Genomic DNA, 25484 nt, shown 5'->3' with positions numbered 1-25484 from the left:
ACGGGCTTCTTCCTTGCGTGTTATGGCCATGAAAATCTCCTTCCGTTATTTTCCACATTTTCATATAGGTCGGTCATCGGGCGGGAAAAGAGTCCGGGTGCAAACCGGAACAATCCAGTCGTAGTTTCGTTAACCTTCTTTGGAAATTACGAAGAGGTGAGGCTGTGGATATTGTTGAAACGCGGATCAGTTCGGTGGGTGGTTTCAAGCTCTATATGGTCGAATTCGTCACCGAAGGTGAGGAGCGCATTTCCGTTAAAGTTGAAAATGAAACCGATGCGGAGTTAAATCGAGATGAAGCGATCCGCCTTGCCGCAATTAAGCTTGGTGAAGCCTTCAATGTTGCATGTGTTGAATGTGGGATTGAGCCGCAGGACCTGCTCACGCGCCCCAGTGCGCGTCGGTCAGGGGATCGTGCAGAACTGGAACGTCAGCTGGACGAAGGGCTGGAAGACAGTTTTCCGGCCAGTGATCCGGTGTCGGTCACAAGCTCAGCTATTCCTGCATCAGCGGACCCAAAATCATAGTGCCGGCACAAGTTGCGCCTGTGCTTTAAGTGTTTCATAAAATGAGTCTGATGGTGATTTTAAGCGCATGAAATTGTTACAAATTTCTGCGCTTTCCTTCCATGAGGTCGAGCACCGCACGGGCACAATCAAGCACATTTGTGCCGGGGCCAAAGACGGCAGCAACGCCATGGTCGAACAGATATTGATAATCCTGACGCGGTACAACACCACCACAGACCACGATGATGTTTTCAGCACCCTTCTTGCGAAGCGTTTCGACAAGTTTTGGCAGAAGTGTCTTGTGTCCGGCTGCAAGTGATGACACGCCAAGCACGTGCACCCTGGCCTTGATCGCCATGTCGGCCGCTTCTTCCGGCGTCTGGAACAGTGGCCCCGCAAGCACTTCAAAACCTATGTCGCCAAAGGCGGAGGCGATGATTTTAGCACCCCGGTCGTGTCCATCCTGACCGAGCTTTGCAACCATGAGACGGGGTTTATCGCCGGTGTGCTTGGAAAATTCCTCAAGGCGCTCCACAAGCGTCAGATATTCCGGTTCATTCTCATAAGCCGCACCATAGACGTCTTTGACAACCTTTGGCACTGCGGCGTGATCACCAAAGGCGCTGCGCATTGCATCGGATATTTCGCCAACAGTTGCGCGTGCGCGCGAAGCCTCGACTGCTGCGGCCAGAATGTTGCCCTGACCTGTTCTGGCAATCTTTTCAAGTGTTGAAAGGGTTGCTCCAACCTTCGCCTTATCGCGGGTTTCTTTAATGCGGTTGAGGCGAACGATCTGCGATTGGCGCACTGCCGTGTTGTCGATATCAAGAATGTCGATTGGGTCTTCCTGCTCCAAACGAAACTTGTTGACGCCAACGATAACCTCTTCGCCCTTATCGACCGCGGCCTGTCGTCTGGTGGCAGCTTCTTCAATCAGTCGCTTGGGAAGGCCGCTTTCGACAGCCTTGGTCATACCGCCGAGGTTTTCGACTTCCTCAATCAGTGCCCATGCTTTTTCGGCCAATTCATTGGTCAGGCTTTCAATGTAATAGGAGCCTGCGAGCGGATCGATGACCTTGGTGACACCGGTTTCATTCTGCAAAATAAGCTGTGTGTTGCGCGCAATACGCGCAGAGAATTCTGTAGGCAAAGCAATGGCTTCGTCAAAAGAATTGGTGTGCAGCGATTGTGTGCCGCCAAGTGCTGCCGACATGGCCTCGAATGCTGTACGGACGATGTTGTTGTACGGATCCTGTTCTTGTAGAGAGACACCCGATGTCTGGCAATGGGTGCGCAACATCAGTGAGCCGGGCTTTTGGGGATCGAATTCCTTCATGATGCGCGACCAGAGCAGGCGGGCCGCTCTAAGCTTGGCGATCTCCATGAAGAAGTTCATGCCGATGGCAAAGAAGAACGACAGACGCCCTGCAAACTCATCGACATTGAGACCCTTATTGATCGCTGCACGGACATATTCGCGGCCATCGGCAAGGGTGAAAGCCAGTTCCTGTACCAGCGTGGCGCCTGCTTCCTGCATGTGGTAGCCGGAAATGGAAATCGAATTGAATTTCGGCATGTCCGTTGCGGTATAGGCGATGATGTCCGCAATGATCCGCATGGAGGGTTCTGGCGGATAAATATAGGTGTTGCGAACCATGAATTCTTTGAGAATATCGTTCTGAATCGTACCCGATAGCAGATCCCGCGAAACGCCTTGTTCTTCGCCTGCCACAATGAAATTGGCGAGGATCGGGATCACTGCGCCATTCATGGTCATGGATACGGAGATTTTTTCAAGTGGAATGCCGTCGAATAGGATTTTCATATCCTCGACAGAATCAATCGCAACGCCCGCTTTGCCGACATCGCCTTCAACGCGCGGATGATCGCTATCATAGCCGCGATGCGTGGCAAGATCGAAAGCCACCGACACGCCTTGCTGACCTGCGGCCAATGCCTTGCGATAAAAGGCGTTGGAGGCTTCTGCGGTCGAAAAGCCTGCATATTGCCGGATAGTCCATGGACGGCCCGCATACATGGTTGCACGCGGACCACGCAAAAAAGGCTCGAAGCCGGGAAGAGTGCCAAGATGTCCGATCTGATCGAGGTCATCCGCCGTGTAAAGCGGCTTAACGTCTATTCCTTCCGGCGTGTGCCAGACAAGGCTATCCGCAGGGCGCTTTAATTCCTTTTCGGCCAGTTTTGACCATTCTTTTTTGGTGGGGCGCTCGCTCATATCGGTTACTCGAATTCCATAATGAGTTCATCGACCGCAAGGCTTGCGCCTGCTTCCGCAGCGATGCGTTTCACAGTTGCACGGCGTTCGGCACGCAGCACGTTTTCCATCTTCATGGCCTCGACCGTCGCCAGTGGCTGACCCGCTTCAACGGTGTCGCCGTCTTTGACGAGAACAGATGTGATGACGCCGGGCATCGGGCAGAGAAGCATTTTTGACGTATCCGGCGGCAGTTTGACCGGCATCAGCTTTGCCAGTTCTGCAACACGTGGCCTGCGGATATGGGCGATCACATCCATACCGAGCCTGCGTAGACGCCAACCTGTGCGCGCACGCATGACTTTGACGGCGATTGATTTGCCGCCAATCGTGAATGTGCCGAGCTGATTGCCGGGGTGCCAGTCGCTTGCGACCGGCAGGCTCTTGCCGTCGGAAAAGTTGATCGTCGTGCCGCCTTCGCCTTCTGCAATTCTGATGGGAAAGCTATGATCGGCGAGGGTCACAACCCAGTCGGCTGCGAGTGTTTGATGATGGGCTGATAGCTGACCGGAAATCTGCATGTTGCGGCCTTCGATCACCATATTGATCTGCGCTGCAACAGCCGCCAGCACTTGCGCATCCGTTTTTGAGACGCTGACACCTGCAAAGCCATCGGGATATTCTTCGGCGATGAAGGCTGTGGTCAATGCTCCGGCCTTAAAGCGTGGATGCTCCATGACGGCAGAAAGGAAAGGGAGGTTGTGGCCAATGCCTTCGACTTCGAAAGCATCCAGTGCATCGCTCATGGCACTGATGGCACTGGCCCGGTCTGTTCCCCATGTGCAGAGCTTCGCGATCATAGGGTCGTAATACATCGAAATTTCGCCACCCTCGAAGACGCCGGTATCGTTGCGGATGATCGCGCCATTTGCAGTTTTGCCTTCGACAGGCGGGCGGTAACGCGTCAGCCTGCCGATGGAAGGCAGAAAGTTGCGATAGGGGTCCTCCGCATAAAGGCGGCTTTCAATGGCCCAGCCATTGAGTTTTACATCACTCTGAGTGATGCGAAGCTTTTCACCCGAGGCAATGCGGATCATTTCCTCAACGAGATCGATCCGGGTGATGAGTTCGGTCACCGGATGCTCGACCTGCAGGCGCGTGTTCATTTCAAGAAAATAGAAGTTACGCTCGCCATCGACGATGAATTCGACCGTGCCTGCGGAAAAATAGCCGACCGCCTTTGCAAGAGCCACAGCCTGTTCGCCCATCGCTTTGCGGGTTGCTTCATCCAGAAAAGGTGAGGGCGCTTCTTCGATCACCTTTTGATTACGGCGCTGGATCGAGCATTCGCGTTCGCCCAGATAAATGACATTTCCGTGCTGGTCGCCCAACACCTGAATTTCGATATGGCGCGGCTGGGTAACAAATTTTTCAATGAAAATGCGATCATCACCAAAGGAAGCCTTGGCTTCATTGCGTGAGAGCTGAAACCCTTCACGCGCTTCTTCGTCGTTCCAAGCGATGCGCATTCCTTTGCCGCCACCGCCGGCAGAGGCCTTGATCATTACCGGATAACCGACAGAGGTTGCGATTTTTACGGCCTCGTCGGCGTCTTCAATGAGCCCCATATGGCCGGGAACGGTGGAAACGCCTGCTTCCGATGCCAGTTTTTTGGACGTGATCTTGTCGCCCATGGCTTCAATGGCATTCACTGGCGGGCCGATGAAGGTGACGTTTGCGGCTTTGAGTGCTTCGGCAAAGCGTGGGTTTTCGGACAAAAAGCCATAGCCTGGATGCACCGCATCAGCACCGGTTTCTTTGACTGCCGCCAGAATTTTATCGATGACGATATAGGACTGATTTGAGGGCGCTGGTCCGATATGCACAGCTTCGTCGGCCATTTTGACATGCAGCGCATTGCGGTCGGCATCGGAATAGACGGCGACTGTCGTAATGCCCATTTTCTTTGCCGTTTTGATAACCCGGCAGGCGATTTCACCGCGATTGGCAATGAGGATTTTCCTGATCATTTTGTTCCCACCCATCGCTATTAAAGCGGAATTGTGTCGTGTTTTTTCCACGGCGTGTTCTGGCTCTTGTTACGAAGCGCGGAAAACGCACGCGCAATGCGGCGGCGGGATGAATGGGGCATGATGACCTCATCAATGAAGCCGCGTTCAGCGGCCACAAAAGGATTGGCAAAACGCTCTTCATATTCCTTTGTGCGGGCCGCGATCTTTTCGGTGTCACCCAGTTCCGAACGGTAAAGAATTTCGGTGGCACCCTTGGCACCCATGACGGCGATTTCCGCAGTCGGCCATGCATAATTCATGTCAGCGCCAATATGTTTGGACGCCATGACGTCATATGCGCCGCCATAAGCTTTGCGGGTGATCAGCGTCACCATGGGAACTGTGGCTTGTGAATAGGCAAACAGCAGTTTCGCGCCGTGTTTTATCACGCCGCCATATTCCTGTGCTGTGCCTGGCAAAAACCCCGGAACGTCGACAAGCGTCAGGATTGGAATGCTAAACGCATCGCAAAAACGAACAAAGCGCGCCGCTTTGCGCGATGAATCAATATCGAGACAACCTGCCAACACCAATGGCTGATTGGCAACAACGCCGATTGTCTGGCCTTCCATGCGGATGAAGCCGGTGATGATGTTTTTGGCAAAAGCGTCCTGAATTTCAAAGAAGTCGCCTTCATCGGCCAGAGCGAGAATCAGCTCCTTCATGTCGTAAGGCTTGTTGGCGCTGTCCGGGATCAGCGTATCAAGGCGCATTTCAAGACGTGCCGGGTCGTCATGGAACGGGCGGGTCGGCGCTTTCTCGCGATTGTTGAGCGGCAGAAAATCGAACAGGATGCGCACCTGTTCCAGTGTTTCGATGTCGTTTTCATAAGCGCCATCGGCAACCGACGACTTTTTCGTATGGGTCGAAGCGCCGCCTAGTTCTTCCGCCGTGACAATCTCGTTGGTGACAGTTTTGACCACATCAGGGCCGGTCACGAACATGTAGGAACTGTCGCGAACCATGAAGATGAAATCGGTCATGGCTGGAGAATAGACGGCGCCGCCCGCACATGGGCCCATGATGACTGAGATTTGCGGAATGACGCCCGATGCATCGGCATTGCGTTTGAAAACATCAGCATATCCTGCAAGAGACGCCACGCCTTCCTGAATACGCGCGCCGCCCGAATCATTTAATCCGATGACCGGCGCGCCATTCTGCATCGCCATATCCATGATCTTGCAGATTTTCTGTGCGTGGGTTTCGGACAGTGAGCCGCCGAGAACGGTAAAATCCTGACTGAACACATAGACTTGCCGGCCATTGATCGTGCCCCAACCGGTAACGACGCCATCGCCTGCAATTTTCTGTTTTTCCATTCCAAAGTCGGTGCAGCGATGGGTGACATACATATCGAATTCCTCGAACGATCCTTCGTCGAGAAGCACTTCTAATCTTTCGCGGGCGGTGAGCTTGCCCTTACCGTGTTGGGCATCGATGCGCTTCTGTCCGCCACCAAGACGGGCTTCGGCACGACGGGATTCAAGCTGTTCGAGAAGTTCCTGCATTCGTTATGCCTTTGGAAAGCTATGAAATTGCGAATTTGAACCTAGAGCCAGTATGCCGCATTCTGAAAGCTTGAAAAGGTGTGACTGTGTAATTTATAAATTTGCAAATAGCAAAATGCGAAGTTGCAAATATGGCACCCAGAAAACTCTACGTTGGCAGGAAAATCCGCGGCATACGCGAACAGCATCGGACAACACAGTCTGGTTTTGCTGAACGCTTAGGTATTTCAACAAGTTACCTCAACCAGATCGAGAATAATCAGCGGCCAGTTTCCGCCGCTGTGCTATTGGCTTTGGCCGAAAATTTCCAGATCGATATTGGTGCGATTTCGCTCGGTGATGATGATCGTCTGCTTTCTGCTGTTTCCGAAGCCTTGGCCGATCCGGTGTTTGATAATTACAAGCCGAATTTGCAGGAATTAAAGCTGATTACGCAGAACGCGCCGGGACTGGCACATGCGTTGATCGCCTGTCATCAGGCTTATCGGCGTAACAGCGAGCAGCTTGCAAGTCTTGATAACCAACTTGGACGCGCGCCATCGATTGCCGAGCCAGCACCTTATGAAGAAGTGCGCGATTTCTTTCATTTCATCGATAACTATGTTCATGAGCTTGATATTGCAGCGGAAAAGTTGGCCGATGAGCTAAAGATTCCCGTGCGGGATATAGGCGTTGCGCTGCCGCAATATATGGAGGAGCACCATCGCGTTCGCGTTGCACGCGCCGACCCGGAAGAGGCGATTCTTCGCCGGTTTGATCCCGTTGCACGTGTTCTTTATCTCAATCCATATTCGCCAGCGCCGACCCGCAATTTTCAGATTGCCTTTCAGATTGCTGAACTGGAAATGGAGGAGTTGGTTAGCACAATTGCTAAGCGTGCCGATTTTCGCTCGGCTGAAGCGGTCGAAATCTGCAAGATCGGATTGCGTAATTATTTTGCTGGTTCGCTGGTCTTGCCATATCAGACGTTTTTGACGGCTGCGAAAGAACTGCGCCACGATCTCGAATTGCTGGCATCGCGCTTTGGTGCCAGTCTGGAACAGGTTGCGCATCGCTTAAGCACCTTGCAGAGATCCGGCCAGCGCGGCGTGCCGGTATTTTTTGCGCGTATTGACCGGGCCGGAAATATCACCAAGCGGCATAGCGCTGCCAAGTTGCAGTTTGCGCGCTATGGCGCGGCTTGCCCGCTCTGGAATGTGCATCAGGCATTTGAAACGCCGGGGCGCATTATTCGACAGCTTGCGGAAACACCCGATGGTGCGCGCTATTTATGCGTGGCAACCGAGCTTACCAAAAGTGAGGGTGGTTTTAATGCGCCCCAGCGCCGTTATGCTATCGCTTTGGGGTGCGAGATCACCCATGCGCAGGATTTTGTCTATGCCGATGGTCTCGATATTGCAACCCGCTCTGCGTTCGATCCCATTGGCGTTTCCTGCCGTATCTGCGACCGCGCGGAATGCGTGCAGCGTGCCGTGCCACCACTCAAAAGCAGGCTGGCGGTTGATCACGACCGCCGCGGTATTCTGCCCTATCAGCTTCTTTAAGTTTCCTTTTTAAGCATATCTTTATCCCAAAATCGGTTCCCACTTTTGGGAGACATGCTTTAGAAGCCGGAGTGCTCTTTGAGAAATTCGGCTTCTTCCGGCGTTGTTTCGCGGCCCAAAACCATGTTGCGATGCGGAAAGCGGCCGAAGCGTTCGATAATGTCGTGATGCTGGCGGGCAAAGCCGAGCGAAAATTCATCGCCAAGTTTCTCATAAAGATCGATACAGCGTTTCTGATCGCTGAGATTCTCGCTGTGCATGAAGGGCAGATAGAAAAACTGGCGCTCTTCTGCTGATAATTTGCGGTCGAAGTCATGGTCAAGCGCTTGTGCTGCCACGTCCCGCGCAAGGCCATCGCTTTCAAACGAGCGTTCAGACCCACGAAACATATTGCGTGGGAACTGATCAAAAAGAATGGTCAGCGCAAGTGCGCTTTCCGGCTGCTGCTTCCAGTTTTCAAACGTGTCGGCGCGTGCATCTTCATAGCCTGCCAGAAATTTTTGTCGAATTTCTGCATCAATTGCATCGCTTTTGGTGAACCAGTTTTCGCGCATCTGTGCAGAAAACCAGAAATCGAGGACGTCTTTGGGTTGAAGGGCCATTTGTGCCTCTTTTCTCTAAGGGGTAGGCGTATCGGGCTGCGGGCAGGGCGTTTCGCCCTTCATATTGCGAGACATGCAGGCGAATCGGTCGAATCCTTTGCCTGCATCCATTGCAGCTTTTCCAGCACCACAGCCGGAAAGCACAGCCAGTGAGATCAAAATGATAATGTGTTTCATCTGGAGCGTTTCCGGTTTTATTGGTCGTAATGATAATAGGTGCCATGGTGCATTGCGGCAATAGATACAGCTGTCTGTAATCAGCCGCGACCACGATAATTGGGTACAGACTGTTCAGGAATCCAAACATTCTTTGGTGTTTCACCCGTCTGATAAAACACATCAATCGGGATGCCGCCGCGCGGATACCAATAGCCCCCGATACGCAGCCATTGAGGCTCCAGAAGTTCCACCAGGCGCTTGGCGATAGTTACCGTGCAGTCCTCATGGAAAGCGCCATGATTGCGGAATGAAAACAGGAAAAGCTTGAGCGATTTACTTTCAACCAGCCAGTTGCCCGGAACGTAATCGATCATCAGATGTGCGAAGTCAGGTTGTCCGGTCATCGGGCAGAGTGAGGTGAATTCAGGCGCTGTAAAACGCACGCAATAGGGCGTTCCGGCTTGCGGGTTTGCTACTCTTTCAAGCACAGCCTCTTCGGGGGATTGCGGAGCAATCGTGTTTGACCCGAGTTGCTTTAGTTCAGAATATATCGTCTTTTCAGACATTTACGTGCCTTTTAAAAAGCCACGGTGCAGTCCTGTGCAGGAATATCCATACACTTGTCCTTGTTTTGACCGGGTAGGCTGCGACCGGTGGCATATTGCCAATGGTTCGGACTAACAGTGTTCATGTTCCCGGTAAAGAGCAAAAAAACCGCGCTGAATGAGCGCGGTTTTTTATTGGGAGGATTGGGTTTTTAACGACGATCAGAAAGAACGCAGCCAATTGCAACGCCAATAGCGATGCCGATAAGGCCTGCGGTGCCGAACAACGTTGTGGCGGTGCCGGGGTTTTCCTTTACGGTCTCAGCGACAGCGTGTCCACGCTCGCGCACAACCTGCGCTGCCTGACGAAAACGACCCGATGCATCATCAAGAACATCTTCTGCACGATCCCTGAAATCACCCGATTGCGAAGCCAGTGACTTGGAAAGACGCTTTAATTCACCGCGCAGATCTGCAACCTGCTGTTCAAGAGCCTGCTGAATATCGTTGGCGGTTTTGTTGTCAGCCATTTCATGTCTCCATACAATTGATGTTGATAAAATGCATCAGGAGACGTTTGGTTCCGTTTGCGTGTGAAAATCGATGCTGATCGTTAAGATTTATCTTTTGGGCTGAATATTTGCAGCAGACTCAGCCCGCGCCCAATGCAAACGCCACCTGTCGCACCCACGGCCTTGAAGATGAAATCGGCAAATTCACCATGCCTTCCGGGGGCAAGGCGCTGCATGAGTTCAAACATGCCCGCGCAACTGATCGTCAGTAGGAGGACTGCTATCCAATGACGGGGATAGGCTAGAGCGAACAGGAAGCCGACAAGGAAGAAAGCTGAAAAGCGCTCCAAATCTGCGGATTGGCTGGCGATGGGGCGGAACTGGATAGGGCTGATGGTCACAAAAAGGATCAGGGCCAGTGCCAGCCAGGCGGTGATGCGAAAAAGTCGCGTCATTGAATGAAAAGCCTTCTATTCTGCCGTGTAGTTGCCCACCGGTTCATCCTGATTGGGATCGCCGCAACGCTGATACATCTGATCCGTGATCGTTTTTTTCAGTCCGTTGCCAAACGGCAATTCATAATGCGCAATAACATCGACGCCCATGCACCATTTAACGTTTTCGGGTGACAGGCCGTAATTGGTTTCAAGAAAGCCAATGGCATAGTTCATGCCTTCATCACACTTATCAGTTGTGCAGAAGTTGCCGTCTCGTGCGAGCTGTGTGATGGAGCCTTCGCCGATTTTCTGAACAACAGGTTCAATCGCAAAAGGCGCAGCGCCCAAAAGCGCAACGATCACCAGTCCAGCAAGGGTATATTTTACAGAGCGTCGCATGAATCGCTGTCGTTTATTGATCCTGTTATCATTTCATAACGTATGAGCGGCACTATGATGGCAAGGTCAAGCGATAAATATGGGGCGCAACTTATAATCATTATGACCAATTGTGACGGTTTAATATTGACTTTTACGTAAATGCGGTAGCACAACAATTGCCTGCATGTTGCAAGGCAGGGATATAGCAGTGCGCGAATATTACACGATTACAGAACTGACGCGAGAATTCGGGATATCCACCCGTACTTTGCGTTTTTATGAGGATGAGGGATTGATCGCGCCTGTTCGGCGTGGTCGCACACGCTTGTTCAGGCCTTCGGACCGACATCTTCTCAAGCAGATTATGCGTGGAAAGCGGCTTGGTTTTTCAATCGCGGAAATCCATGAGATCGTGCAGATGTATCGCGAGCCGCCCGGTGAAACCGGCCAGCTCAAGCTTTTGATGAAGCGCGTTGAGGAAAAGCGCGCTGATCTTCGTCAGAAGCGTCGCGATATTGACGAAACGCTTACTGAGCTTGATCAGGTTGAAGAAGCCTGTATCGAACGCCTGGCTGAGCTTGGCGTTTCGACCTGATTGTTATTGGTTTTCCGGCACGGGTGAGCACATCTGAACGATTTGCTGAACCGTGCTGTTGTTGTTCTGATTAATTTTCCCGCTGAACATATCTTCAAACAACCTAGCCTTATCAAGTTCACTGACCACACAGCCACAGAACTGGGTGCAGAGTTGTTCGCTGCCGTTTGGCATGCAGGATGCGACACAGGATTGTATGAAAGCAGGACGAGGGTCTGGTGGCATTACCTGCGAAAAGCAATAAACAAGCGCAATCAGCACTGGCTGATGGATCAGATAAAATGCAAGGCTGTGACGACCGATGAAAGTCAGCGGCTTTTGCAGAATACGCGGTTGAATTCCGCCCGAAAGCATTGTCAGCCAGTTGAAACGCTCAAAAATACGCGCCGTTGCAATACCGATCAACACCGCTCCAAACCATGGAAACAGTGGCACATAATCATTTGAGCGCGGTGGAATGGTCGACAGCCCGACCCATGCAAACCACATCTGGTTGAAAACATCTGCCTGCGCGTAAAATGGTGCGCTAATCACGAAAGTGGCGATGGCTAACGTTAAAACTGGCGGCACATGCAAAAACAGCAGGCCCAGAACGCTTGCCAGCGCGATTTGGTGCAGGATGCCAAAGAAAATGAAATTGTCGGGCGACATGTAATATGTCACCGCTGAAATGGCTGCCGCTGCCGCGCCTATTTGCAAGAAGCGTTTTCCTACGGCATTCCAGCGAATTATGCGGCCATGGGCGAGAACGAGACTGAACCCGACGAGAAATAGAAAGCTTGACGCGATGCAGCGCGCAAAGAGCTTCCAGCCGCCATGCCCGGTGGTGCCAGCCGCCATATAGCCGAAAAACTCCAGATCCCAGCCAAAATGGTAGATTGCCATTGCCACGAGTGCCAGACCGCGTGCGATGTCGATGCGTTCTAGGCGCGGGCGGCTTGAAGGCGTCAGATTCATTTCAGTATCGCTCTGCATAGTGTTTCCTGGCTCTGGAAAGTCCGAGTCTGGCAGATTTCTATCACAAGCCATCAGATGGCTATAGTATGTCGGAGGTTAGGATTCGTTCAGTCCCTCCCAAAATGTGACTTTTTCCTCGGAGATCGCGTTGTTTTTTAGTGTTTCAAAGCTTTTCTGGCTGTTTTTTCAGCCGCTGTCGATCATCTTCGTGTTTGTGCTTTTGGCACTGATATTGATCGGGACTGGCTTTAGAAAACTTGGCCTGAGTGCGCTGATTGCAGGCGCTTTTGTTTTGTTTATCAGCGCTTACACGACGCTTGGGAGCGTGCTTCTTTCACCGCTGGAAGATCGTTTTCCAAAGGTAGCTGAACTTCCGCAGCGCGTGGACGGCATTGTGGTTCTCGGCGGTTATATGAACGGTGATATTAATGCCGGGCGACCGGGATTCGAGCTGAACAGCGCTGCGGATCGCATATTTGAAACCATGCGGCTGGCGCGGCTTTATCCGAATGCGAAAGTGATTGTATCGGGTGGGGATGGTGCCTTTTTTGAGGAAGCTGCACCTGAAGCGGACAGCACGCGCATCATGCTTGCTGATCTTGGCTTTGAAGGTGATCGCTACATTTTCGAGAATAAATCACGCAATACAATTGAAAACGCCGCGTTTTCCAAAGCTCTTGCGCAACCAAAGCCCGGCGAGACATGGCTTCTTGTGACCTCGGCCTATCATATGCCGCGTTCTATCGGTTGTTTTCGAAAGGCAGGATTTGATGTGGTTGCGTGGCCGGTTGATTATAAAACGCCTGCAAAACAGAGCTTTTCGCTTTATTTCGAATCGCCCAATGAGGCATTGTCGCGCTTCAGTGTGGCCATGCGCGAATGGGTTGGCCTCACCGCTTACTGGCTGACTGGCAAGACAGATATGCTCCTGCCTCAACCCTGATGCCGCAATTTTGCCGTGTCTTTAAAGGCTTTGTTAAGCATCTTTGTCGTTAAAGTGCTGATATAAATAGAGCTTTTGAAATGTCTGAAATCGAGGATGAGAAATGCGCCGCATTTCAGCCACTTTTCATCGTTGCGTTTCATCTGCGTCAGGCTTATATCTTTGGTAACAGCGTTGTGAAGGACGCTGCTTACAAGAGTTGCACAACAAGGTTGTAAAAAATCTCCATGGACGAAACCGTTCAAAAATCCTGCTGGGGCGTTACGCTCTGGGCAGTCGTTGGCCTCGCCACTATCATTCTCGTAGCTTATCTTTTCTCAGTTTGATGCTAAACGCAGTGCGTAAAGCGGAAATTTGATGCCGCATTTCGGCATTCTGTTGGCGTTGCTGCTCTCCTACACTATCTGTTAATGGTGTAATATCATTGTGCGGGCTGCTTCGTGCGGTCCGGCATATGGAATTGCACAGCCTCGATTAAGGCTGGTGAGGTGTAGAATGTTTCTTTCGGTATTCGATCTTTATAAGATTGGCATTGGTCCTTCGAGCTCGCACACGATGGGACCGATGACTGCGGCGCATATGTTCCTTGAGGAATTGATCAGCGGCAACTGGCCAAAACCAGCCAATGCAAAAGTTTATCGACTGAAAGCCAGTTTGCATGGGTCTCTTGCATATACCGGCATCGGCCATGCAACCGACCGGGCAGTGATTCTCGGCTTGTGCGGCTTCACACCCGATAAGATCGATCCTGATATTATGGACAGCGAAGTCGATAAGGTTTCGCGCGCAAGAACCGTGCAGCCTGCTGGTCATCCCGCCTACCAGTTCGATCCGAAGACTGATCTGGTTCTGGATCGTAAAACACCTTTGCCGGGGCATGCAAACGGCATGGCCTTCGAAGCCTATGATCGTAGTGATCGGCTTTTGTTGCGCCGCGTTTATTTCTCGATTGGCGGCGGTTTTGTCGTCACTGCCGAAGAATTAAGCCGTGTGCAGACTAGCGGCAAACGTGAGGAAAAGGCCGATGTGCCTTATCCATTCAACAATGCCGCCGAGATGCTTAAAATGGCAAGCGCGAGCGGTCTATCTATTGCCGATATGAAGCGCGCCAATGAAGAATGCCATATGTCATGCCTTGATCTCGACGAAGGTCTGGATCGCATATGGGGCGCGATGCGCGGTTGCATTGAGCGTGGCTTGACCCGTGATGGCATTATGCCGGGTGGGCTAAAAGTGCGTCGACGTGCCCGCCAGCTTTTCGAGCGGCTGGAAGATGATTGGCGCAACAATAAGATTAATCCGCTGCTCGCCAATGACTGGCTGTCCGTTTACGCTATGGCGGTCAATGAAGAAAATGCTTCCGGTGGACGTGTTGTGACGGCCCCAACCAATGGCGCGGCTGGCGTCGTGCCCGCGGTTTTGCGTTATTATCTGCATTTCCATGACGATGCCGACGCAAAAGGCATTCGCGACTTTTTGCTGACATCAGCGGCCATTGGCGGCGTGATCAAGCATAATGCTTCTATTTCCGGTGCAGAGGTCGGTTGTCAGGGGGAGGTTGGTTCGGCCTCTGCCATGGCTGCCGCTGGTCTTGCTGCCGTTATGGGCGGAACACCAGAGCAGATCGAAAATGCAGCGGAAATTGCGCTTGAGCATCATCTTGGCATGACATGCGATCCCGTGGCCGGGCTTGTTCAGGTGCCTTGTATCGAGCGCAATGCGCTTGGTGCCGTGAAGGCTGTCACTGCGGCATCCTTGGCGGTGAAGGGCGATGGCCAGCATTTTGTGCCGCTCGATGTCTGTATCGAAACCATGCGTCAGACCGGTCATGATATGAGTGAACGCTACAAAGAAACCAGTCAGGGTGGCCTTGCAGTCAATGTGGTGGCCTGTTGAGAATGAGATTCTCACTTGAAGCCTGCATCCAGCTTGGCTAAATCAGCCCTATGCCACTTAATCTCGTAAAACTTTGCGTCGGTTGCGACAGTATTGAAGATCTCGCATCCTGGATTGATTTCAGGCTTGCTGAACAGCGTGCCGCTGGGCTGGTGCCCGAACAGTTCCACACAACGCGCATGGTCCCGAAGCGTGCGGATGAGCTTCTTGCAGGCGGTTCCCTTTATTGGGTCATCAAAGGGAATGTGCAATGCCGCCAGCGTCTACTGGATGTGCGTCCGTTTACAGATGATCAGGGTATCAATCGTTGCCATCTGGTACTGGAGCCCAAGATTCATCCGACAGACTGGCAACCGAGGCGTGCCTTTCAGGGCTGGCGTTATCTCAATGAAAATGAAGTGCCGCTCGATGAAGCTGCTGGCAAATCAGGCAGGGCAACTTTGCCCTCCGCGCTGCGGCAGGAACTCGCCGCTCTTGGATTGCTCTAATCCAGAAATAAAAAAGGCCTGTCAAAATGACAGGCCTTTTTCTTTATTTGTATACGCTCAGCTTTCGATAGTGAGTCGCACTGAAACTTTGTCCGACGTGACAGGCAGAGTCATGCGCATCATCGTGCGTGGCTGCACCATACGGCGATTGCGAGCAGAATGGCTGATCAGCAGCCCGACCAGATCGCGCGTGTGAAAAGCTTTGCCGTGCCGTATATCGGCTAAGCGAATGGCGGCTTGTTTCAGAGCCTGAACAGAAAACAGTGATCCGAGCGCCGACGGGCGTTGTGCTTCATGCCCCCATGTTCTGGGTGCCAAAGCATGTTGTCCGATTGTTTCGTTCATGTTCGACATCTCGAAACCCTCTACGCAATACAAATTTCGGGTTTAAAGCGGTGTGGAAGAGTTTCCCCTCCCACTCGGATTAGTTCGCGACTGCGTAGCAGCCAAAGTTCTTCTGCTTCAGGGATGCACATGCGTCCCACGCAGCTTGCTTCGAGGAAAAGCCAACAAAGCGAGCGCGGTAGAATGTCGAGTTACCTTTCACGAAGGTTTCGGTGTAAGGCGATGCTGAACGAAGTGGTGCACCAACCGATGACGAAACCTTGGTTAGCATGTCGCGGGCCTGGCCTTCACTGGGCAGCGAGCCTACCTGAATGGCCCATCCGCCGGATGCTGGTGCGGAAGCGGTTGTGACAGGATCAATATCGTGCTGTGCGGGGGCTGCAGGGATTGCAGCTTTTGGTGTTGGGCGAACTGCTGCCTGTGCGGCCATTGCTGCTGGACGCTGTGTTGGTGCGGCAAGAGCCAGAACCTGTGGCTGTTCATTATCGCCTTCGCCAACCTCATTGTTGATTACGTCTGCGACTGCAACAACCTGACGAGCAACTGGCACCGGTGCATTGCGTGCTTTTGGTAGGGCGGCTGAGGCAACAACCTGCGGCACTTCGCTGCGCATTGCGATAAGCGGTTCGGAAACGCGACCACGTGTTGCTGCTGGTAGATATTTCTTGATCAGCTGCGCCATGTGAGCGTCGCGGCTTGCGCCGGTATTGCCACCCATGACAACTGCTACGATACGACGTCCATCGAGATTGACAGATGAAGCTAGATTATAGCCGGACGCATTTGTATAGCCGGTCTTGATGCCGTCCACGCCTTCAATACGGCCAAGCAGTCGGTTGTGTCCTCGGATGGTCTGGCCGCGAAACTGGAAGCTGCTGCGCGAAAAATAAGCAAACTCACGCGGAAAATGCTGGCGCAGCGCAATGCTGAGGATTGCCATGTCGCGTGCAGTGGTAACCTGCGACATGTTTGGAAGGCCTGACGCATTGCGGAATGTCGTGTTGCTCATGCCAAGGCGACGCGCTTTTGCTGTCATCATCTGGGCAAAGCGTTCTTCCGAACCACCAAGGAACTCGCCAGATGCAGCCGCAACGTCGTTAGCGGACTTTGTCACCATGGCAAGAATTGCGTCTTCAACGCGAATGGTCTGGCCGACTTTGAAGCCAATCTTTGTCGGTGGACGTGCTGCAGCGTACGACGAGATCGGGATACGGGTATCCTTATTGATACGACCGGTCTGCATTGCTTCAAATAGCATATAAGCAGTCATCATTTTGGTAAGCGATGCAGGATAGCGCTTTGCGTCTGCATTGGATGCGAAGAGCGTTTTACCCGTGTTTGCATCGACCACGATCGCAGCATAACGATCATTGGCCACAGCTGGGACTGTGGTCGAGGCCGTAGAGCAGCCCGTTACAACAGCGAGAAGAAGGGTGGCTTGCGCCGCTCTTTTCAAGGCATATGCGACTTTACTGAATGCTATACGCACGATGATGACCTGCCTGTATTCCGGTTTTTTTTAACTGCGGCACAAAGGGCACACAGCAATCTAATTCAGGAACCTTACTGTCATCAGCGTTACCAATCCGTTTATGGTAACTGCATTATTCATAAATTCTAAAAAAAAATTGTGCGTTGGTTTCCGGACCAATACGAGAGTTTGGCGCGAATTGCACGCGCCGGATGCTTACTCCATTAGATTTACTGATAAAATTTTTGAGATAATTGTGCCAATGCGCCACCTTGCAATAAGTCTCGGTTGCAAGTGTCGCCGAAGGGCTTAAAATCACCGTATGACGCCCTACATAAAGAAGGGTAAGCAGGCCAGATAGTTGGGCCCAAACAATTGGGTCGCACACTGGGGTATGGGTGAAAGTTTTCATGCGGCATTCTGATTTAGTTATGCAAGGCAAGACCAACGGCGGGAACGAACCGGATAACGGTACCGTGGTGGTTACGCGTACGCAGCCGAAAACCAAAAAGCCGAGCCTCTATCGCGTTCTGCTTCTCAATGATGACTATACTCCGATGGAGTTTGTCATTCATGTTCTGCAACGGTTCTTTCAAAAGGACATGGACGATGCGACGCGTATCATGTTGCATGTTCATAACCACGGCGTCGGCGAATGCGGCGTATTTACATACGAAGTTGCCGAGACCAAGGTTAGTCAGGTCATGGATTTTGCCCGCCAAAACCAGCATCCATTACAATGTGTAATGGAGAAAAAGTGAGGTCATATGCCATCGTTTTCCTCCAGCCTTGAACGGGCGCTGCATCAGGCGCTTACCATTGCGAACGAGCGGCATCACGAGTATGCGACGCTCGAACATCTTTTGCTTGCTCTGATCGACGATCAGGATGCAGGCGCAGTGATGCGCGCCTGTAACGTCGATCTGGAGCACCTCAAAAAGATCGTCACCGATTATATCGACCGTGAACTGGATAATCTTGTCACAGGCTATGATGAAGATTCCAAGCCCACCGCCGCTTTCCAGCGCGTGATTCAGCGTGCGGTGATTCACGTCCAGTCCTCCAATCGCGAAGAAGTGACTGGCGCAAATGTGCTTGTTGCCATCTTTGCCGAGCGCGAAAGCCATGCTGCCTATTTCCTCCAGGAGCAGCAGATGACGCGCTACGATGCCGTCAATTATATCTCCCACGGTATTTCCAAACGCACGCAGAGCAGCGAACCACGCACGCCGCGCGGCGCGGAAAGTGCCAGCGAGGAGCGCACAAGTGTGGAGCCGGAAGAGAGCGCAAAGAAAAAGCAGGACGCTCTAACGGCCTATTGCGTCAATCTGAACGAGAAAGCGAAGTCCGGCCGTATTGATCCGCTGATTGGTCGCGATAGCGAAGTCAGCCGGACCATTCAGGTCCTTTGCCGTCGTTCCAAGAACAACCCGCTTTATGTGGGTGATCCAGGCGTCGGTAAGACTGCAATTGCCGAAGGTCTGGCGAAGCGTATCGTGGAAGGTGACGTACCTGAAGCGCTGGCGAATGCGACAATCTTTTCACTCGACATGGGCACTCTGCTTGCCGGCACGCGTTATCGTGGTGACTTCGAAGAGCGTCTGAAGCAGGTTGTGAAGGAGCTTGAAGATTATCCGGGTGCGGTGCTCTTCATTGACGAAATCCATACGGTTATTGGTGCGGGTGCCACATCGGGCGGTGCAATGGATGCATCGAACCTGTTGAAGCCAGCGCTATCTTCCGGCGCAATTCGTTGCATTGGTTCGACGACCTATAAGGAATATCGTCAGTTCTTCGAGAAAGACCGTGCTTTGGTGCGTCGTTTCCAGAAAATTGACGTCAATGAGCCCTCAATTCCAGATGCAATCGAAATTATGAAGGGTCTGAAGCCGTATTTTGAAGACTTCCACAAGGTCAAATATACGGTTGATGCTATCAAGTCGGCCGTGGAGCTTTCCGCACGCTATATTTCGGATCGTAAGTTGCCAGATAAAGCCATTGATGTGATCGATGAAACTGGTGCAAGCCAGATGCTTCTGCCGCAAAATAAGCGAAAGAAGACGATTGGTGTCAAGGAAATCGAAGCAACGATTGCAACCATGGCGCGGATTCCGCCAAAGTCGGTTTCTAAAGATGACGAGCAGGTACTCGCGCATCTTGATGCTGAATTGAAGCGCGTCGTCTATGGTCAGGATCTGGCGATTGAAGCGCTTTCCTCGGCGATTAAGCTTGCGCGTGCAGGCCTACGCGAATCAGACAAACCAATTGGCTCCTATCTGTTCTCCGGTCCAACGGGTGTTGGTAAAACGGAAGTTGCCAAGCAGCTTGCTTCTTCGCTGGGCGTCGAACTGCTTCGCTTCGATATGTCGGAATATATGGAGCGTCATACCGTATCGCGTTTGATAGGTGCACCTCCTGGCTATGTCGGTTTTGATCAGGGTGGTATGCTGACCGATGGTGTCGATCAGCATCCGCATTGCGTGCTGCTGCTTGATGAAATCGAAAAGGCACATCCGGACCTCTACAACATTCTGTTGCAGGTTATGGATCACGGCTCGCTCACCGATCACAATGGTAAGAAAATCGACTTCCGCAATGTGATCCTGATCATGACAACCAATGCCGGTGCTGCCGATATGGCAAAGGCTGCTATTGGGTTCGGATCGACGCGGCGCGAAGGCGACGATTTGGAAGCGATCAACCGGCTGTTTACGCCTGAGTTCCGCAACCGCCTTGATGCAATTGTTCCATTCGGCCCACTGCCAGTTCCGGTTATCCATCAGGTCGTTCAGAAGTTCGTGCTCCAGCTTGAGGCGCAGCTTGCAGAACGTGGCGTTACGTTTGAGTTGACTGAGCCTGCAATTGCATGGCTTGCTGACAAGGGTTATGACGAACGCATGGGCGCGCGTCCGCTGGCCCGGGTCATTCAGGAGCACATTAAGAAGCCGCTGGCCAATGAAGTGCTGTTTGGCAAGCTCAAGCATGGCGGTACGGTTCGTGTCGATGTAACGACCAAGGATGATGGCACTACCGATCTTGTGCTGGAAACTGTTTCTGACAAGCCGGTGATTCCGAAGAAGGACATTCCGGCTGAAAAGAAACAGCCTGTGCGCAAGAAGGCAGCGCCGAAAAAAGCTGAGAAGGAAAAGGTTCTGGCGGGTAAGGGCGATGAAGTCGATTCAAAGCCTGCCACCAAGTCCCAAACGGTGAAATCATCGGTGCCGAAAGTACCGCGCAAAAAATAGCAACTGAAAAGGCCCTTCGCGAGAAGGGCCTTTTTTTTATACTGGGTGCATTTTTGGGTTGAGATGTTTTAATTACCTATGTCTTCGAGTCGTTTCCCCAGTTCCGAGCATTATTCCGCAGAGAAAACCAGCCATTTGCGTTGGTACTTTCGTGGCACACGACGCATTATCAGTGTGCCTGCAATCCTTTTGATGAGTTCGTTCATCGGCTTTTCAGGGCTGGCAATCGAAAGTGGCATAACGGTTGGGCAGGCCGTCTTTATGACGCTGACTATCTGGGCCTTACCTGCAAAAGTGGTGCTGATTGGCGCGATCAGCGCCGGGGCCTCGATCCCTGCGGCAGCATTGGCTGTTGGGCTGTCGTCTGTGCGTCTGATGCCGATGGTCGTCGCTCTTTTGCCGGAACTGAAAGGACCAAAGACGCGTAAGCTTACGCTGGCCGCGCTTTGTCATTTCGTGGCTGTCACGGCATGGGTTATGGCGATGGACGAGTTACGCCATGTGCCGCGCGATATGCGCACGAGTTATTTTGCAGGCATTGGCACTGTTCTCGTCGGCACAAATGCGCTCGTGGTCGCTCTGGTTTATATTCTGTCGGCGTCATTTCCGCCGGTGGTGTTTGCAGCACTTTTCATGCTCACACCGATGTATTTTCTAACCTCGCTCTGGCGCTCGGCACGCGAACGGGCAGGGCAGATTGCCATGGTTTCCGGCCTTGTGCTGTTTCCGATCTTCCACCAGTTTGTACCCGGTTATGATCTGCTGATGACCGGTGTTGTAGGCGGGGTGATTTCATTTGCCTTTCACCGCGCGCGCAAGTCAAAGGAGCCCGATCTATGAATTGGGATAGTTACTCCGAGTGGTGGTGGCCGCTTCTTTTTATCCTGCTTGCAGGTGCGCTGCCGACTTATATTTTCCGCGTTATGGGCGTGATTGTTGGCGGTCGCATGCGCGAGGATTCGCAAGCGCTGGTCTTTGTTCGCTGTGTGGCGACCGCCCTTGTTGCGGGTGTTATTGCGCAGCTTATTCTTTATCCCAACGGGGAGCTTGCAAATTCCCCGATGTGGCTGCGCGTTGGATCGGCAGCGGCGGGTTTTATTGCGTATCTCATTGCCGGAAAGCGTTTGCTTGTCGGTATTGTGGTGACTGAAGCCCTGCTCGTCACAGGGCTTCTTAGCTTATAAAGTGGATTATTATCAAAGTGCTGTGCGGATTTTCTCAGCATTTGCTGAAAGAACGGCCTGATCTTCCATCTGTCCCGTGTGTGGCTTGAGGTCCACGCCATCAAAACGCGGGATCACATGGAAATGCAGATGATAGACGGTCTGGCCAGCGGCTGGTTCATTGAACTGAATAACGGTCACGCCATCGGCATCAAAAGCCTTTTTGACTGCATTGGCGACCGTCTGCACGGCTTTGATAGTTTCCGCCAGAACTTCCGGCTTTGCATCGAGCAGATTGCGTGATGGTGCCTTTGGAACGACGAGCGTGTGGCCGGTTCCCTGCGGCATGACATCCATGAAAGCCACCACATGATCAGTCTCAAAAACGCGGGTTGACGGAATTTCGTCGCGCAGGATTTTTGCGAAAATGTTGTTGTCATCATAGGTGGCGGACATGCAGTTCTCTCCGGTTCATATGTGTGTGGTGTGAAAGCATTCATGTATGCCTGAAAGGCGAATGCTCTTCGAGTGTTGTGTGGATGGATTCGACTTCGCGCCGCTCATGCTCAAGGTAATTATTGACGGCGCGGCGAAAACCTTCATGCGCAATGTAGTGCGCGGAGTGGGTCGTGACCGGAACATAGCCGCGAGCGAGTTTATGCTCTCCTTGTGCTCCAGCTTCGACAACACGCAGTTTACGGTCAATTGCAAAATCGATTGCCTGATGGTAGCAGACTTCGAAATGCAGATAGGGGTGATCCTCAATGCAGCCCCAGTGCCGCCCATAAAGCGTGTCGCTGCCGATGAAATTGATCGCGCCTGCAATATAGCGTCCATTGCGCTTTGCCATTACCAGCAGGATGTCGTCGGCCATGCTCTCGCTAATCAGTGAGAAAAACTTGCGGTTGAGATAAGGACGGCCCCATTTGCGGTTGCCCGTATCGACATAGAACTCAAAAAAGTCGTCCCATATGGATTCCGTTAAATCTTTGCCGGTCAGCCAGTTGATTTCGATGCCTTCGGAAAGCGCATCGCGCCGTTCTTTTTTAAGCGCTTTTCGTTTTCGAGAAACAAGCTCATTCAGAAAATCATTATATTCTGAAAAGCCATTGTTTATGAAATGAAACTGCTGATCGGTGCGATGGAGAAATCCTGCCTTCTCAAGCAATGAGATTTCGTCCTTCGGAGCGAATGTGACATGTGCCGAGGATGCGCCTGTTTGATCGGTTAGCTGGCGAAGGCCACTTGCGAGAGCCAGTTGTACCGCTTCCGGCGCAAAGTCTGCATGATGCAGTAAGCGCGGTCCGGTTGCAGGCGTGAAGGGAATTGAGGCCTGAAACTTGGGGTAGTAGCGACCGCCAGCCCGCTCGAACGCGTCCGCCCAGCCGTGGTCGAAGACATATTCGCCTTGGCTATGTCCTTTCAAGTAATTGGGAACTGCGCCGATGAGGTCGCCCCGATCATCTTCAAGGCGCAGGTGGCGCGGTAGCCATCCAGCCCTTTGCGAGACCGAGCCAGATTGCTCAAGAGCATGAAGAAAGTGACGTGAGATAAAGGGATTATAGTTTCCGTCTTGCGGTGACGTTCCCGCAAGACGGTTCCATTCCTCAATCGAAAAATCGTCGATGCTTTCGACGACGCGAAGAGCGAAGCTTTGCTCAGTCTGCCTTTCGTCGTCGCTCATTTTGATTTTCCTGTTAGGCCACTAATGTGCGGGGATCAAAACCTTCGAAGGTGACCTGATCCACGTTGAGGTCGCTGTGCTTTTTCATTTCAGTATCGCGCACTGTCCAGCTTATGACCGGAAGGCTCAGTTTTTCGCGCACGAAATTGACAAACGGGTTCGGTAAATGATGCACATTGTAGGATACGAAGGAAATCTGATGCGCGAGCATCGAGAAGTGTGCTTCGAAATGCTTTGTGCGCGTACCTTCGGCAGTCAACCCACCTGGAATTCCCGGCGCATCACTTGCAAACAGCCGGACCAAGTGGTGGTCAAAAGACATGATAGCCACTTCGCCTTTATAAGAGGCGAGTTCTTTGGCAACAGCTGCAACCAAACCATCGTCGCGTCCCTCAATGCCTTTAAGCTCAATCACAACTGGGACGCGAGCGTCAACCAGATCAAGCATCTGGCGTAATGTCGGTGCATGATCGGCGGTGCCGCCGATATGAAGTTCAGAGGCTTCGGCCAGTGTTAAATCACTGATGCGGCCTTTACGCCCTGTTAGGCGTTCAAGGTCGTCGTCATGAAAGACGATAACGCCGCCATCCTTTGTCAGATGCACATCGCATTCGATCGCAAAGCCAGCTTTTGCGGCTGCATCAAAGGCTGCGAGTGTGTTTTCCCAACGCTGATTATTGAGATCGTGAAGGCCACGATGCGCAATCGGCTGTTTTTTGAGCCATTCAGGAGATGACATTATGCAACCTCAATGATCGCTTCGACTTCAACGGGGGCATTGAGTGGCAAGCTTGCTACACCGACAGCGGAACGCGCATGTTTGCCAGCATCGCCAAGAACGCCCACGAGCAGGTCGGATGCGCCATTGGCGACGAGATGCTGCTCAACGAAATCTGCGGTCGAGGATACGAAGACGGTGATCTTCACAATCCGCTTGATCTTGTTGAGATCGCCAAGTGCTGCCTTTGCCTGTGCCAGAACATTGACGGCGCAGGCGCGCGCCGCTGCCTGACCGTGGGCTGTAGTGAGTACGTCACCAATCTGGCCGGTATGAATGAGCTTGCCATTTTCCAACGGAAGCTGGCCGGATGTGAGCAAAAGCGAGCCGCTTTGTGCAAACGGCACATAGTTTGCAGCAGGCGCTGCTGCTTCCGGCAAAGATATGCCCAGATTTTTAAGGCGGCTGTCTATGGTGTCGGTCATTCTATTAATCCTTGCTAACTTAGTGCCGTAATACATAGAATCGGTGAAGCTTTCGGGAAGGGTGCGTTTTTTGCCTCGCTTCCGCCACGAGTTTTTTTATCATGCTGCTCAACAGTTCGGGAGATTCTTGTATGCGTTTTTTGAGAATGGCATTCGTGGCAAGTGGAGCGGCAGTGTGTGTTTGGAGTGGCGTTGCCAATGCAGCCTCGACGGTAACACTTGTTCCGCATCGCGCAGTCTATGATCTTACGCTTGATCGTGCCGATGAAAAATCTGGAATCAGCGGACTGACAGGCCGTATGGTCTATGAATTTAACGGGTCTGCGTGTGAAGGCTATACGACGAATTTTCGGTTCGTAACGCGTATCGACATGGACGAGCAGCCGCAGCGGGTGACCGATCAGCAGACGACCACGTTTGAAAGCGGCAACGGCAAGGATTTCCGCTTCGTCAACAAAACCTTTGTCGATAAGGAGCTCGTCAAGGAAGTGCGCGGTGACGCCAAGGTCGAAGACGGTAAAACCGTCGTCGCTTTGTCGAAGCCAAAAGAAGACAAGCTTGATCTCAAAGCGACGCAGTTTCCGACCATGCATATGGAAGAGCTGATTTCCAAAGCGGAAGCGGGCGAAAAATTCTATCAAACATCTTTATATGACGCGTCGGAAGATGCGGATCGCGTTGTTGCGACGACAGTCGTGGTCGGAAAGCAGCAGGAATCCAAGAGTGACGAAACCAGGGCCATGGGGAAATTCACCAAGGACAATGTCTGGCCGGTTACGATTTCCTATTTCGATGAGAAGGAAAAGCAGGACGGGCTGCCGATCTATCGCATCAACTTTAAGCTCTATAAAAGCGGCATCACCCGCGATCTGACGATGGACTATGGTGATTTCTCGATGCGCGGCAAGCTGGTTAAGCTCGATTTGTATGATGACAAGGCTTCAAAAGCTGACTGTAAGTGATGCATTTGCCGAAGCTATATGCGTTATAAGCAGCGCAAGACTTGC

Annotated in this window: 28 protein-coding genes; 11 read left to right on the top strand and 17 right to left on the bottom strand. The window is 52.2% G+C overall.

Features of this window, described 5'->3' with window-relative positions:
* Positions 1-164 precede the first annotated feature (164 nt).
* Positions 165-527: a hypothetical protein gene (locus CEV31_RS12245; RefSeq protein ID WP_094507288.1), complete on the top strand. Its 363-nt coding sequence runs from the start codon at positions 165-167 to the stop codon at positions 525-527.
* A 76-nt stretch (positions 528-603) separates the two neighbouring features.
* Here the strand turns inward: CEV31_RS12245 and scpA are convergent, their stop codons facing one another.
* The 3 genes from scpA to CEV31_RS12230 are packed head-to-tail and all read right to left on the bottom strand — an operon-like array spanning position 604 to position 6307.
* Positions 604-2745, bottom strand: coding sequence for a methylmalonyl-CoA mutase (scpA, locus tag CEV31_RS12240; protein WP_094507287.1), 2142 nt, complete (start codon positions 2743-2745; stop codon positions 604-606).
* 5 nt (positions 2746-2750) lie between these two features.
* Positions 2751-4754 carry an acetyl-CoA carboxylase biotin carboxylase subunit gene (locus CEV31_RS12235; RefSeq protein ID WP_094507368.1) on the bottom strand — a complete coding sequence of 668 codons (2004 nt, stop codon included), beginning with the start codon at positions 4752-4754 and terminating at the stop codon, positions 2751-2753.
* A 20-nt stretch (positions 4755-4774) separates the two neighbouring features.
* The gene (locus tag CEV31_RS12230; protein ID WP_094507286.1) at positions 4775-6307 is read right to left on the bottom strand and encodes an acyl-CoA carboxylase subunit beta; all 1533 of its coding nucleotides are present in this window, start codon (positions 6305-6307) and stop codon (positions 4775-4777) included.
* Positions 6308-6438: 131 nt separating this feature from the next.
* Between CEV31_RS12230 and CEV31_RS12225 the strand changes: the two genes are divergently transcribed.
* On the top strand, positions 6439-7851 hold the full coding sequence (locus CEV31_RS12225) for a helix-turn-helix domain-containing protein (RefSeq protein WP_094507285.1): 1413 nt from the start codon (positions 6439-6441) through the stop codon (positions 7849-7851).
* A 59-nt stretch (positions 7852-7910) separates the two neighbouring features.
* On the opposite strand, the gene CEV31_RS12220 is transcribed toward CEV31_RS12225, so the two are convergent.
* From CEV31_RS12220 to CEV31_RS12200, 6 genes are all read right to left on the bottom strand, one after another.
* On the bottom strand, positions 7911-8453 hold the full coding sequence (locus CEV31_RS12220; protein WP_094507284.1) for a DUF924 family protein: 543 nt from the start codon (positions 8451-8453) through the stop codon (positions 7911-7913).
* 15 nt (positions 8454-8468) lie between these two features.
* Positions 8469-8630, bottom strand: a complete 162-nt coding sequence (locus CEV31_RS21100) for a hypothetical protein (RefSeq protein ID WP_169717335.1) — start codon at positions 8628-8630, stop codon at positions 8469-8471.
* 80 nt (positions 8631-8710) lie between these two features.
* The gene (queF, locus tag CEV31_RS12215) at positions 8711-9178 is read right to left on the bottom strand and encodes a preQ(1) synthase (protein WP_094507283.1); all 468 of its coding nucleotides are present in this window, start codon (positions 9176-9178) and stop codon (positions 8711-8713) included.
* A gap of 191 nt (positions 9179-9369) precedes the next feature.
* On the bottom strand, positions 9370-9687 hold the full coding sequence (locus CEV31_RS12210; protein WP_094507282.1) for a DUF883 family protein: 318 nt from the start codon (positions 9685-9687) through the stop codon (positions 9370-9372).
* An 83-nt stretch (positions 9688-9770) separates the two neighbouring features.
* Positions 9771-10124, bottom strand: a complete 354-nt coding sequence (locus CEV31_RS12205; protein WP_094507281.1) for a VanZ family protein — start codon at positions 10122-10124, stop codon at positions 9771-9773.
* Positions 10125-10139: 15 nt separating this feature from the next.
* Positions 10140-10505, bottom strand: a complete 366-nt coding sequence (locus CEV31_RS12200) for a hypothetical protein (protein ID WP_094507280.1) — start codon at positions 10503-10505, stop codon at positions 10140-10142.
* A 190-nt stretch (positions 10506-10695) separates the two neighbouring features.
* Between CEV31_RS12200 and CEV31_RS12195 the strand changes: the two genes are divergently transcribed.
* The gene (locus CEV31_RS12195) at positions 10696-11082 is read left to right on the top strand and encodes a MerR family transcriptional regulator (RefSeq protein WP_094507367.1); all 387 of its coding nucleotides are present in this window, start codon (positions 10696-10698) and stop codon (positions 11080-11082) included.
* Between the two features lie 3 nt (positions 11083-11085).
* On the opposite strand, the gene CEV31_RS12190 is transcribed toward CEV31_RS12195, so the two are convergent.
* Entirely contained in the window at positions 11086-12057 is a 972-nt protein-coding gene (locus CEV31_RS12190; protein ID WP_094507279.1) for a heparan-alpha-glucosaminide N-acetyltransferase, read from the bottom strand.
* A 130-nt stretch (positions 12058-12187) separates the two neighbouring features.
* On the opposite strand from CEV31_RS12190, the gene CEV31_RS12185 reads away from it, so the two are divergent.
* The 3 genes from CEV31_RS12185 to CEV31_RS12175 all read left to right on the top strand — a co-directional run bounded on the left by CEV31_RS12185 (position 12188) and on the right by CEV31_RS12175 (position 15366).
* Positions 12188-12982 (top strand): YdcF family protein, encoded by a 795-nt coding sequence (locus tag CEV31_RS12185; RefSeq protein WP_094507366.1) that lies wholly within the window; start codon positions 12188-12190, stop codon positions 12980-12982.
* A 495-nt stretch (positions 12983-13477) separates the two neighbouring features.
* Positions 13478-14878 carry an L-serine ammonia-lyase gene (locus tag CEV31_RS12180; RefSeq protein WP_094507278.1) on the top strand — a complete coding sequence of 467 codons (1401 nt, stop codon included), beginning with the start codon at positions 13478-13480 and terminating at the stop codon, positions 14876-14878.
* A 50-nt stretch (positions 14879-14928) separates the two neighbouring features.
* Positions 14929-15366 (top strand): DUF1489 family protein, encoded by a 438-nt coding sequence (locus tag CEV31_RS12175; protein ID WP_094507277.1) that lies wholly within the window; start codon positions 14929-14931, stop codon positions 15364-15366.
* 57 nt (positions 15367-15423) lie between these two features.
* Here the strand turns inward: CEV31_RS12175 and CEV31_RS12170 are convergent, their stop codons facing one another.
* From CEV31_RS12170 to CEV31_RS20900, 3 genes are all read right to left on the bottom strand, one after another.
* A complete protein-coding gene (locus CEV31_RS12170; RefSeq protein WP_094507276.1) occupies positions 15424-15720 on the bottom strand; it encodes a hypothetical protein in 297 nt (98 codons plus the stop codon).
* A 70-nt stretch (positions 15721-15790) separates the two neighbouring features.
* Positions 15791-17200 carry a D-alanyl-D-alanine carboxypeptidase gene (locus CEV31_RS12165; protein ID WP_094507275.1) on the bottom strand — a complete coding sequence of 470 codons (1410 nt, stop codon included), beginning with the start codon at positions 17198-17200 and terminating at the stop codon, positions 15791-15793.
* A 115-nt stretch (positions 17201-17315) separates the two neighbouring features.
* Positions 17316-17594 carry a hypothetical protein gene (locus CEV31_RS20900; RefSeq protein ID WP_143850920.1) on the bottom strand — a complete coding sequence of 93 codons (279 nt, stop codon included), beginning with the start codon at positions 17592-17594 and terminating at the stop codon, positions 17316-17318.
* 19 nt (positions 17595-17613) lie between these two features.
* On the opposite strand from CEV31_RS20900, the gene clpS reads away from it, so the two are divergent.
* From clpS to CEV31_RS12145, 4 genes are all read left to right on the top strand, one after another.
* Entirely contained in the window at positions 17614-17943 is a 330-nt protein-coding gene (clpS, locus tag CEV31_RS12160; RefSeq protein ID WP_143850922.1) for an ATP-dependent Clp protease adapter ClpS, read from the top strand.
* 6 nt (positions 17944-17949) lie between these two features.
* Positions 17950-20427, top strand: coding sequence for an ATP-dependent Clp protease ATP-binding subunit ClpA (gene clpA, locus CEV31_RS12155; protein WP_094507273.1), 2478 nt, complete (start codon positions 17950-17952; stop codon positions 20425-20427).
* 78 nt (positions 20428-20505) lie between these two features.
* Positions 20506-21267, top strand: coding sequence for an AzlC family ABC transporter permease (locus CEV31_RS12150; RefSeq protein WP_094507272.1), 762 nt, complete (start codon positions 20506-20508; stop codon positions 21265-21267).
* Positions 21264-21611 (top strand): AzlD domain-containing protein, encoded by a 348-nt coding sequence (locus CEV31_RS12145; RefSeq protein WP_094507271.1) that lies wholly within the window; start codon positions 21264-21266, stop codon positions 21609-21611. Before CEV31_RS12150 ends, CEV31_RS12145 begins: the two co-directional genes overlap by 4 nt.
* Before the next feature lie 12 nt (positions 21612-21623).
* Here the strand turns inward: CEV31_RS12145 and CEV31_RS12140 are convergent, their stop codons facing one another.
* From CEV31_RS12140 to CEV31_RS12125, 4 genes are read right to left on the bottom strand one after another with little or no spacing between them, the layout of a single operon-like run.
* Positions 21624-22046, bottom strand: coding sequence for an HIT family protein (locus CEV31_RS12140; RefSeq protein ID WP_094507270.1), 423 nt, complete (start codon positions 22044-22046; stop codon positions 21624-21626).
* A 40-nt stretch (positions 22047-22086) separates the two neighbouring features.
* Positions 22087-23274, bottom strand: a complete 1188-nt coding sequence (locus CEV31_RS12135) for a GNAT family N-acetyltransferase (protein ID WP_094507269.1) — start codon at positions 23272-23274, stop codon at positions 22087-22089.
* 13 nt (positions 23275-23287) lie between these two features.
* On the bottom strand, positions 23288-24013 hold the full coding sequence (locus CEV31_RS12130; protein WP_094507268.1) for a glycerophosphodiester phosphodiesterase: 726 nt from the start codon (positions 24011-24013) through the stop codon (positions 23288-23290).
* Complete coding sequence (locus CEV31_RS12125; RefSeq protein WP_094507267.1) at positions 24013-24477, bottom strand: RidA family protein; 465 nt, start codon at positions 24475-24477, stop codon at positions 24013-24015. The genes CEV31_RS12130 and CEV31_RS12125 overlap by 1 nt, the downstream gene beginning before the upstream one ends.
* 131 nt (positions 24478-24608) lie before the next feature.
* Between CEV31_RS12125 and eipB the strand changes: the two genes are divergently transcribed.
* Positions 24609-25439: a cell envelope integrity protein EipB gene (eipB, locus tag CEV31_RS12120; protein WP_094507266.1), complete on the top strand. Its 831-nt coding sequence runs from the start codon at positions 24609-24611 to the stop codon at positions 25437-25439.
* The last annotated feature ends 45 nt before the right edge of the window (positions 25440-25484 follow it).

The organism is Brucella thiophenivorans (genome assembly GCF_002252445.1).
Lineage (GTDB): Bacteria > Pseudomonadota > Alphaproteobacteria > Rhizobiales > Rhizobiaceae > Brucella > Brucella thiophenivorans.
The sequence above is the reverse complement of the archived record's forward strand: the minus strand, read 5'-3'. Positions and strand labels throughout refer to the sequence as shown.

Coding starts and splice junctions, on each gene's coding strand:
- scpA (WP_094507287.1), bottom strand. CDS start 2,745: ATGAGCGAGCGCCCCACCAAAAAAGAATGGTCAAAACTGGCCGAAAAG.
- CEV31_RS12235 (WP_094507368.1), bottom strand. CDS start 4,754: ATGATCAGGAAAATCCTCATTGCCAATCGCGGTGAAATCGCCTGCCGG.
- CEV31_RS12230 (WP_094507286.1), bottom strand. CDS start 6,307: ATGCAGGAACTTCTCGAACAGCTTGAATCCCGTCGTGCCGAAGCCCGT.
- CEV31_RS12225 (WP_094507285.1), top strand. CDS start 6,439: ATGGCACCCAGAAAACTCTACGTTGGCAGGAAAATCCGCGGCATACGC.
- CEV31_RS12220 (WP_094507284.1), bottom strand. CDS start 8,453: ATGGCCCTTCAACCCAAAGACGTCCTCGATTTCTGGTTTTCTGCACAG.
- CEV31_RS21100 (WP_169717335.1), bottom strand. CDS start 8,630: ATGAAACACATTATCATTTTGATCTCACTGGCTGTGCTTTCCGGCTGT.
- queF (WP_094507283.1), bottom strand. CDS start 9,178: ATGTCTGAAAAGACGATATATTCTGAACTAAAGCAACTCGGGTCAAAC.
- CEV31_RS12210 (WP_094507282.1), bottom strand. CDS start 9,687: ATGGCTGACAACAAAACCGCCAACGATATTCAGCAGGCTCTTGAACAG.
- CEV31_RS12205 (WP_094507281.1), bottom strand. CDS start 10,124: ATGACGCGACTTTTTCGCATCACCGCCTGGCTGGCACTGGCCCTGATC.
- CEV31_RS12200 (WP_094507280.1), bottom strand. CDS start 10,505: ATGCGACGCTCTGTAAAATATACCCTTGCTGGACTGGTGATCGTTGCG.
- CEV31_RS12190 (WP_094507279.1), bottom strand. CDS start 12,057: ATGCAGAGCGATACTGAAATGAATCTGACGCCTTCAAGCCGCCCGCGC.
- CEV31_RS12180 (WP_094507278.1), top strand. CDS start 13,478: ATGTTTCTTTCGGTATTCGATCTTTATAAGATTGGCATTGGTCCTTCG.
- CEV31_RS12175 (WP_094507277.1), top strand. CDS start 14,929: ATGCCACTTAATCTCGTAAAACTTTGCGTCGGTTGCGACAGTATTGAA.
- CEV31_RS12170 (WP_094507276.1), bottom strand. CDS start 15,720: ATGTCGAACATGAACGAAACAATCGGACAACATGCTTTGGCACCCAGA.
- CEV31_RS20900 (WP_143850920.1), bottom strand. CDS start 17,594: ATGAAAACTTTCACCCATACCCCAGTGTGCGACCCAATTGTTTGGGCC.
- clpS (WP_143850922.1), top strand. CDS start 17,614: ATGCAAGGCAAGACCAACGGCGGGAACGAACCGGATAACGGTACCGTG.
- clpA (WP_094507273.1), top strand. CDS start 17,950: ATGCCATCGTTTTCCTCCAGCCTTGAACGGGCGCTGCATCAGGCGCTT.
- CEV31_RS12150 (WP_094507272.1), top strand. CDS start 20,506: ATGTCTTCGAGTCGTTTCCCCAGTTCCGAGCATTATTCCGCAGAGAAA.
- CEV31_RS12145 (WP_094507271.1), top strand. CDS start 21,264: ATGAATTGGGATAGTTACTCCGAGTGGTGGTGGCCGCTTCTTTTTATC.
- CEV31_RS12140 (WP_094507270.1), bottom strand. CDS start 22,046: ATGTCCGCCACCTATGATGACAACAACATTTTCGCAAAAATCCTGCGC.
- CEV31_RS12135 (WP_094507269.1), bottom strand. CDS start 23,274: ATGAGCGACGACGAAAGGCAGACTGAGCAAAGCTTCGCTCTTCGCGTC.
- CEV31_RS12130 (WP_094507268.1), bottom strand. CDS start 24,013: ATGTCATCTCCTGAATGGCTCAAAAAACAGCCGATTGCGCATCGTGGC.
- CEV31_RS12125 (WP_094507267.1), bottom strand. CDS start 24,477: ATGACCGACACCATAGACAGCCGCCTTAAAAATCTGGGCATATCTTTG.
- eipB (WP_094507266.1), top strand. CDS start 24,609: ATGCGTTTTTTGAGAATGGCATTCGTGGCAAGTGGAGCGGCAGTGTGT.